Origin of the sequence: Microbacterium ureisolvens (genome assembly GCF_015278315.1) — a bacterium.
GTDB lineage: Bacteria > Actinomycetota > Actinomycetes > Actinomycetales > Microbacteriaceae > Microbacterium > Microbacterium ureisolvens.
The window spans coordinates 129,602-138,023 of sequence record NZ_JADIJE010000012.1; the positions used below are offsets into that span (position 1 = coordinate 129,602).

The window sequence follows — 8,422 nt, forward strand, 5'->3', positions numbered from 1 at the left end:
TCCTTCGACCAGCGGAAGTGGACTGATGCTACCTGTATCGTTACAACTGGTCTATAGCCAGGCCGTAACCTTCATCCCTGGCTCATCCGGTGGACTCGCGCACGACCATGTGGAAGCCCGTGACGTGCTCTCGCGGCTCCCAGCCCGGCGCCTCCGCGAGCCGAGCGATGAGGAGCTCGACCGCGAGCCGGGCGACCTCGTCGTGATCGGGGTCGATGGTGGTGAGGCTCGGCACGCTGTAGCGGGCCTCGAGGATGTCGTCGAAGCCGACGACCTTCACCTGCCGGGGCACCGAGACGCCGCGATCGGCGAGCCCGCGGATGACGCCCAGTGCGACGGTGTCGGTGATGCACACCACACCGTCCACGCCTCCGCCGCCGTCCACCAGACCGTGCGCGGCGAGGCGTCCGGACTCGGATGACAGCTCGTGCAGTTCGACGACGAGCGCCGGGTCGGCCTCGAGGCCCCGCTCCGCCAGCGCCCTGCGGTAGCCCGCGTGACGCAGCGACGTGACGCTGAGGCGGCTGACGTCATCGCCCTCCACCATCGCGATGCGCCGGCATCCCTGATCGATCAGGTGCATCGTGGCGGCGTAGGTGCCCTCCTCGTTCGGGAGTGCGATGTGATCGACCGGCGAGCCGAACACGCTCTCGCCGAGGATCACCATCGGCACCTCCGTCGTCAGCAGGTCGCGGTCCGCAGAACCCAGGCCGACGGCCGACAGGATCAGCCCGTCGTACATGCGCGTGCGCGACGAGACGATCGCCGACAGCTCGTTCTCGCGATCGGCGCCGGTCTGCTCGATCACCACGCGATAGCCCGCGTCATGCGCCTTCGCGATGACCCGGGCCGCCAGCTGGGCGAAGTACGGCCGGTCGACCTCCGGAACGGCGAACCCGATGGTGTTGGTGCGCCCCGCGCGGAGGTTGCGCGCGGCGACGTTGACGCGGTAGCCGAGCTCGTCGATCGCCTTGAGCACCCGCTCCCGCGTCTCGGCGCGGACGTGCGGGTGCTTGTTGAGCACGTTCGACACCGTCATCGGCGAGACGCCGGCGGCCTTGGCGACGTCGTGCAGGGTGGCCATTGCTGAACTCTATCCGCGGGCCTGCGGCGCGCCGTCAGCCGAGCTCGAGCGAGACCGTCGCGAACGAGTGCGCCGGAAGCGTCACCCGCAGCGTGCCCGATTCCAGCTCGGTGTCGAGCGCGACCGGCGCGACGGCATCCGGCGTCTCGGCGGTGTTGTGCGCGGCAGCCGAGGCGCCGGTGAGCACCCTGGCCGTCGCGGACGCGACCGCGCGGCCGCGCAGGTCGACCTCGATGGTGAGGGATGCCTCGGCGTCGAGGTTGCTCAGCGACAGCAGAGCGGTCGGGCCCGTCGTGCTGGCGGACGCCGATACCACCTGCAGCGGGCGTCCGTCGGCGTCGCGGGGGTCGGGCGCATCCAGCACGTGGACGGCGACCGAGGTCGCGTCATGGTGACCGCGGTTCATCTCGAAGACGTGGTACGTCGGCGTGAGCACGAGCGCGCCGGTCTCGGCATCCGTCAGCAGCATCGCCTGCAGCACGTTCACGGTCTGCGCGATGTTGGCCATCACGAGGCGGTCCGCGTTGCGGTGGAACGCGTCGAAGTGCACCGCGGCCACGAGGGCGTCGCGCACGGTGTTCTGCTGGTAGAGGAACCCGGGGTTCGTGCCTTCCTCCACGTCCCACCACGTGCCCCACTCGTCGAGCACGAGGCCGACCTTCTTGCCGGGGTCGTACGCGTCCATGATGCGGGCGTGCGCGCTGATGACGCGCTCGATGTCCTGCGCCTTCGACATCGTCACGTAGTAGTCGTCGGTGGAGAAGGAGGTCGCGCTGCCCTTGTGCTCCCACGTGCCGGCGAGCGTGTAGTAGTGGAACGAGATCGCCTGGAAGATGTTCTTCGGGTCGCGCTGGCAGCCCAGGCAGTTGAGCGCCTCCATGAGCGCGGTCGTCCAGGTCACGTCGTCGTCGGAGGCGCCGGCGGCGATGCGGTAGAGCTTGTTGTCGCCGTGGTCGCGGCAGAACGTCGCGTAGCGGCGCGCCTCCGAGGCGAACTGCGGGGCGGTGAAGTTGCCGCCGCAGCCCCACGCCTCGTTGCCGATGCCCCAGAAAGGGACCTTCCAGGGCTCGTCGCGCCCGTTCTGGCGCCGGAGGCTCGCCATCGGGCTGTCGCCGTCGCGGGTGAGGTACTCGACCCAGTCGCTCATCTCCTGCACGCTGCCGCTGCCGACGTTGCCGCTCACGTACGCGTCGGCGCCGAGCATCTCGCACAGGTCCATGAACTCGTGCGTGCCGAAGTGGTTGTTCTCGACGATGTCGCCCCAGTGCGTGTTCACCATGCGCGGCCGGGACTCCTTCGGTCCGATGCCGTCGCGCCAGTGGTACTCGTCGGCGAAGCAGCCGCCCGGCCAGCGGAGGTTCGGGATGCCGATGCCCTTGAGCGCCTCGACCACGTCGAGGCGGATGCCGCGCTCGTTGGGGATCTCGGAGTCCTCGCCGACGTAGAACCCGCCGTAGATGCAGCGCCCGAGGTGCTCGGCGAAGTGGCCGTAGAGGTGGCGGCTGATCGTGGGACCGGGAACGTCCAGGTCGACGACGGCGCGGGCGCGGAGGTCGGGCACGGTTTCTCCTTCGAAACATCGGGTGAGCGGTTTGTAACGATACACACCCGTGCGCCGGATGTCGAGAAAATAGCAGAAGGCCCGGAGTTCCGAGGAACTCCGGGCCTTCCGGACCAGCTCAGCGGTCACTGAGCCTGTCGAATGTCACCAGCTCGACTTGGTCACGCCGGGCAGCTCGCCACGGTGCGCCATGTCACGGAAGCGGACACGCGAGATGCCGAACTTCGTGAGGACACCGCGGGGGCGGCCGTCGATGACGTCGCGCGAACGCAGGCGGACCGGCGACGCGTTGCGGGGCAGCTTCTGCAGGCCCACGCGAGCGGCCTCGCGCTCCTCGTCGGTCGACGTCGGCGAAACGAGCGCCTTCTTCAGCTCGAGGCGCTTGGCGGCGTAGCGGTCGACGACCTCCTGGCGCTGCTTGTTGCGCGCGATCTTGCTCTTCTTAGCCATGGATCAACGCTCCTCTCGGAAATCGACGTGCTTGCGGATGACCGGGTCGTACTTCTTCAGCACGATGCGGTCGGGGTTGTTGCGGCGGTTCTTGCGCGTGACGTAGGTGTAACCCGTGCCCGCGGTCGAACGCAGCTTGATGATCGGACGGACGTCCTGTGCCTTCTTGGCCATCAGAGCTTCACACCCTTCGCCTGGAGGTCACGGACGACCGCCTCGATGCCGCGAGCGTCGATGACCTTGATGCCCTTGGCCGAGACGTTGAGCTTGATGTTGCGACCCAGCGACGGAACGAAGTAGGTCTTCTTCTGCACGTTCGGGTCGAAGCGGCGCTTCGTCCGGCGGTGCGAGTGCGAGATGTTGTGACCGAAGCCGGGAACTGCTCCGGTCACCTGGCACACTGCTGCCATGGTGATGTCTCCTTAGTACCGTGAAGCCGGACGGCCTCACCCAAGATCCCTTGTCTGCATTTCGACGCACGTCACCTACGCCCGGAAGTTCCGGTCGTTGAGCGAGCGAAGCGAGACGAAACGCGTACTGCGTGCTGGAGTGCGCGCAGACAAACAGTCAGTCTAGCACGGACGGCGTGTCGCGCTTGACGCGGCCCGGTTCCGGCGTCTCACCGCGCCGCACCCTGCGCTCGAGGCCGCAGCCCGCTATATTCCGGGGCAGGAATCTCTCCGGAGAGTTGGTCCAATCCGGTGGGGCTGAGGGGAGGGGACCCCTGTGCCTGTCCACAAATTCTCGCGTGTGCGGCTGACCCCGGTGGAACATATCGGTCATTCCGGGGGGAGAGGTGCTGACATGACCGAATCGCACGACGAGGCCCGCCTGTGGCCTGCGTCTCCGTTCGACCTCGCCGACGCTCATCGATGCCCGTCGTGCTTCGCCCTCGTCTCGGCGCCGGAATGCCCCGCCTGTGGCTTCGCGCTGGACGATCCGCGGTCGCCCCGCGTGCTCGAGCTCGGCCGTCAGATGCTCACGCTCGAGCTGTCGCGACAGCAGCTGATCGACAAGATCCGCCTGGCACACGCGACGGCTGCGGCGGCGCAGACGGATGCCGTCGCCGTGGCACTCGCGCCGGCGCCCGAGTTCGCCGCCGCCGGGGCTGCGGCCGAAACCGTGGTCGGCGGCCCTGTCGTCGCGGGTCATCACGCGCCGACGGCGGACACGCCCACCGCGCCGGCACCGCCGCCGTCCACCGGCGCCATCGCCGTCGTGCCCGCATCCGCCGAGGCGATCGGCTCCACCACGGCGCCCGTGGCAGTCGAGCGGGTACCGGCGGCGGAGTCGCGCACGGATTTCGCGTCCACCTCGGCGGCACCGCCGGAAGGCCCGGTGCCGCCGACGATCTCGGTGCCCGTGACGCCGTCGACCACCGCGCCCGCGGGGGGCGGTGCCGGCACCGCGGCGAACACCGGGGTCGCGGCATCCGCTCCCCGTCGCCGCCTGACGGTGCCCGTCCTGCTGCTGATCGTGGGCGTCTCGCTCGTCGGCGTGGCCGCGGTGTTCTTCCTGCTCCTCGCCTGGTTCGTCGCCGGCATCGCGGTGCGCGCCCTCATCATCGGCGGCATCACGCTCGCGACGATCGTGCTCGCGTCGTGGCTGCGCCGCCGTGACCTGGGGGCGACGGCGGAGGCGATCGGCGTGCTCGGCGTCGGGTTCCTCGCCTTGGACGCGTGGGCGGTGCGGGCGAACGACCTCTTCGGCACCGCGTCGATCGATGCCGCCCTCTACGCGGGCTCGGCCGCGATCGTCGTCGCGGCCGTCTGCCGGCTCTGGGCGCGCCTCTCGGGCCTGCGCGGACCCGACCTCGCCGCCTCGCTCGCGCTCCCCGCGGGCGCCGGCTTCCTCGTCGGCGGGCTCGTCGACCTCCCCCCTGCCCAGGCGGTGACCGCCGGGTTCCTCGGCGCCGCCGCGGGCGGTCTCACGCACGCGCTGCCCGCGCCGCTGTCGGCCGCGCACCGCGGCCCGGACGGCGCGCCCGAGCGACTCGTCCTCGCCGTGGCGGGCGTGACGGCCCTCATCGGGGCCGCCGTCACCGCCGCGGTCGCCACCGGCGACGCGGTCGGGGTGGTGCTGTGGTCGAGCGCCGGTGTCGCGCTGCTCGGCGCCGCGCACGCGTGGGCCGTACGTCCCCGCCCGGAGCAGGCACCGCTGCCGGGGGCCCGCATCATCTCGGGTGTCACCTCCAGCCTCGCCGTCGCCGCCGTGGGCCTCGCCGGCTGGCAGCTCGCCGTCCGGGTGGACGAGCCCCTGTACTCGGTGATGGTCGGACCGGTCCTCGCCGTTGCGATCGCCGTCGCCCTGGACCTCCTCCGCGCTCGGCGCGCCGTCCCGACACTCCTGCCCGCGGCCGTCACCGCCGGCGTGATCGGCATCGCCTCTGCGGCGGGCGCGGCCCTGATGTGGCTGCTCCAGGCGCAGACCGCGATCTCGGCATGGACGCTCTGGCGGACCGACCCGTTCCTCATCCCCGGTGCGGCTCCGGCGGCTCCGCTGCTGGCGCTGGGCACGGCCGTTGTGATCGGGGGGCTGATGCTCCTCGCGCCGACCCTCCGACGGCCGCTGCTCCGGGAGATCCGCGCCGTGGCGATCGCCGTTCTGCTGCTCGCCGCCGCCGCACGCACGGGCGTCCCGGCGATGCTCGTCGGTGCCGCGCTGCTGATCGCCGTCGCCGCCGTCGTGGGCGCGGCCCTCGCGCGTCGGACCGCGGAGAGCGCGGCCGCGCCGGCCGCGGCATCCGCTCTGCCTGGTGAAGACCCGACGGCACGGCCCAGCAGTGCGCGCGCGGGCGCCGGCGCGGGCTGGAGCATCGCGGGCGCGCTCGCGGCGGTCACCGCGTTCGCCGCGGGCACCGCGACTCCGTGGCTCTGGCTGGTGGGTGTCGCGGTGGCGGCCGCCTACCCGGTCGCTCTGCGCCTGGTGCTCCGCGCGAGCGCAGCCGCTGCCGTCACGCTGGCCCTGGCCCCCGTGCTGGTGGGGGTGGTCGCAGCGATCATCGCGCCGGCCGCGCTCGGTGCGGCGGCGGGTGTCACCGGATCCGGCCAGGCCGTCGCGCTCGTCCTGCTGCAGTGGGTCGCACTCGCCACGCTCGCCGTCTCCGCGTTCGCGCGGACCGACACTCCCAGCCGGCTCGGCCTGGCCGTCGCCGGCTACGCGCTGACCGCGCTCACGCTCGTGTGGACGCTGGTCGCCGCGGCAGACGACATCGCGACGGATGCCGCGACCGCCGAGACCGTGGCGGCCATCGGTGAGCCGCTCCTGGGCATCGTCCGCGGGATCGCGCTGCTCGCGCTGCTCGCGCTCATCGCGATCGGGCGCACGCGCCTGGACGGGCACGCCGTCCCTGCCGCCGCGGTGCTGGCCGCACCGGCGATCGCCGCCCTCGCCCACGCGGCGCTCGACATGTCGGGCACGAGCGGCGAGGACTGGGCCACCCTGGTCCTGGCCGCCGGCCCGGCGATCGTCACCGTCGTCGGGGCGATCGTCACCGCAGCACGTCCACCCGCGTCCCGCCCGCCCCGGCCGGTACCCGTCGGCACCGCGCCCGCCGCGCCGGCGACCGCGCACGCGTCTGCGGCCGGCGCTTCCGGCGCTTCACCTCTGCCGGCGGGTGGCCCCGACATGACGACCTGGCCGCCCCCGGCTGCCGGCCCCGGTGCCGCGTCCGAGCGCCCGCCGCTCACCCCTGCCCGACCGCGAACGGCGGCCGACATCGGCGTGCTCGTCACCGGTCTCTGCGTCGTGTGGGGAATCGCACCCGACCTCCTGTGGGCGCTCCTGGCGATCGTCGCCGTGGCTTTCGGCGCGGCATCCGTCACGCGCGGCTGGGCCGCGCCGTCCGCCGCCGACCCGGCCGACGACCGGTTCGCCACGTCGCGCGCGGGCGTGCCGTTCGCGGATGCGCCCCGCCGGCTGCTCGTCTGGCCCGCAGCCGTCGCCGCGGGCGCCGCCTGGTGGGCCTGGCTCGGAGCGGGCACGCCCGGCACCGACTTCACGCTCGAGACGTACGCGATCCCGGCCGCTGTGCTCTTCGTCGGCTTCGCCGCGCCCCTGGCCCGGCTGCGACGCCGGGCGGAGGCATCCGTCGCCCTCGGCGTCGGGCTGGTCATCGGCCTCGTGTGGCCGGCGACCGCCCACTGGAACCTCCTCGGCCCGCAATCGGCGCTCGAACAGCCGTTGCAGGGGACCCTCGTGATTCTGGCCTCCGCCGCCGTGTGCCTCGCGCTTTCGCTGTCGCCGTTGCGCGGCATCCGTCCGCCGTCCGTCGTGGGCGCGACGGTCTCGCTGGCCGCCCTCGGACTGGTCGCCGCGGAACGCGCGCTGCCATGGCAGGCGGATGCCTGGCCGTGGCCGGTCGCGTGGCTCGCGCTGCTCGTCGCCGTCGCGTACGCATCCGGTCTCGGAATGGCCGGAGCACGTCCCGGACGCGTGTCGTCGTACGGCTACGCCATCGTCGTGCCGCCTATCGCCCTCGCCGCGGCGTCGATCTTCGTGCTCGGCGCGGTGGACGAGGGCTGGGTGGTGGCGCCGGCCCTCGCGATCCTCCTCGCGGCCCATCTCGCCTCCGCCGCCCTCGGCCGCGTCCCGTTCGCCCGTGCGACCCGGTGGACCTCGCTCATCGCCGCCCTCGCCGTCGCCGGCATGGCGGCGGTCTTCGGCGGTGCGCGGGAGGTGGAGTTCGCCACGCTCCCGATCGCGGCGGCCGTCGCCGCCGGGGCAACGCTCGCGGTGCGGCGCCGCCGCCGCGCGGAGGCCACCTGGCCTGCGGGCGAGGAGCTCGTGTGGTGCGGAGCGCTCGTGCTGGCGACCGTGCCCAGCCTGCTCGCGCCGGCCGAGCCCGCCCGCACGTGGCTGCTCATCGGCATCGCCCTCATCGGCGCGGCGGCGATCGCGCTGACGCCGATCCCCGACGCCTGGCGCGTGCGGGTGCCGTCCGCGCTGATCCTCACGGGCGCCGCCCTCGCGATGGCGATCAGGGTGCTCGTGATCCCGTGGCTCGAGTTCGCCGAAGCCGCCGCGATCACCGCCGCCGTCGGTGCCGTCGCAGTCGCGGTCATCCTGACCGCCACGGCGGTGACCCTGGCGGAGGCACGGCTGGCGGCGGTGCTCGCCGGTGCGGGCGTCGCGCTGCTGGCCGCGACCGTCGTGCTGCGGTCGGGCGACGACACGGCGATCGTCGCGACGACCGTCGCGATCGCGGGGGCGGCGGGAGTCGTCGGCGCGTCGGCGCTGGGGCTGCGGCGCTGGTCCGCGCTCGGCGCCGTGCTCGCGGTCGGCGGGCTCGTTGTCGTGGCCGTGGGCTGCGGCATCCGATTCCTCGC

The 8,422-nt window shown here is 72.8% G+C and carries 5 protein-coding genes and 1 pseudogene; 1 reads left to right on the forward strand and 5 read right to left on the reverse strand.

Going from position 1 to position 8,422, the window contains the following annotated elements:
- Window positions 1-82: 82 nt before the first annotated feature.
- The 5 genes from IM767_RS17100 to rpmB form a co-directional block, all read right to left on the reverse strand.
- Window positions 83-1,084 (reverse strand): LacI family DNA-binding transcriptional regulator, encoded by a 1,002-nt coding sequence (locus tag IM767_RS17100; RefSeq protein ID WP_109208654.1) that lies wholly within the window; start codon window positions 1,082-1,084, stop codon window positions 83-85.
- Window positions 1,085-1,118: 34 nt separating this feature from the next.
- Window positions 1,119-2,645 (reverse strand): alpha-N-arabinofuranosidase, encoded by a 1,527-nt coding sequence (locus IM767_RS17105; protein ID WP_109208655.1) that lies wholly within the window; start codon window positions 2,643-2,645, stop codon window positions 1,119-1,121.
- 144 nt (window positions 2,646-2,789) lie between these two features.
- The gene (gene rpsN, locus IM767_RS17110) at window positions 2,790-3,095 is read right to left on the reverse strand and encodes a 30S ribosomal protein S14 (protein WP_018173549.1); all 306 of its coding nucleotides are present in this window, start codon (window positions 3,093-3,095) and stop codon (window positions 2,790-2,792) included.
- Between the two features lie 3 nt (window positions 3,096-3,098).
- Window positions 3,099-3,269 carry a 50S ribosomal protein L33 gene (gene rpmG, locus IM767_RS17115; RefSeq protein ID WP_018173550.1) on the reverse strand — a complete coding sequence of 57 codons (171 nt, stop codon included), beginning with the start codon at window positions 3,267-3,269 and terminating at the stop codon, window positions 3,099-3,101.
- On the reverse strand, window positions 3,269-3,505 hold the full coding sequence (gene rpmB / locus IM767_RS17120; protein WP_013584774.1) for a 50S ribosomal protein L28: 237 nt from the start codon (window positions 3,503-3,505) through the stop codon (window positions 3,269-3,271). The genes rpmG and rpmB overlap by 1 nt, the downstream gene beginning before the upstream one ends.
- Window positions 3,506-3,899: 394 nt before the next feature.
- On the opposite strand from rpmB, the pseudogene IM767_RS17125 reads away from it, so the two are divergent.
- Window positions 3,900-8,422 (forward strand): annotated as a pseudogene (locus IM767_RS17125) (hypothetical protein); the annotation flags it as partial.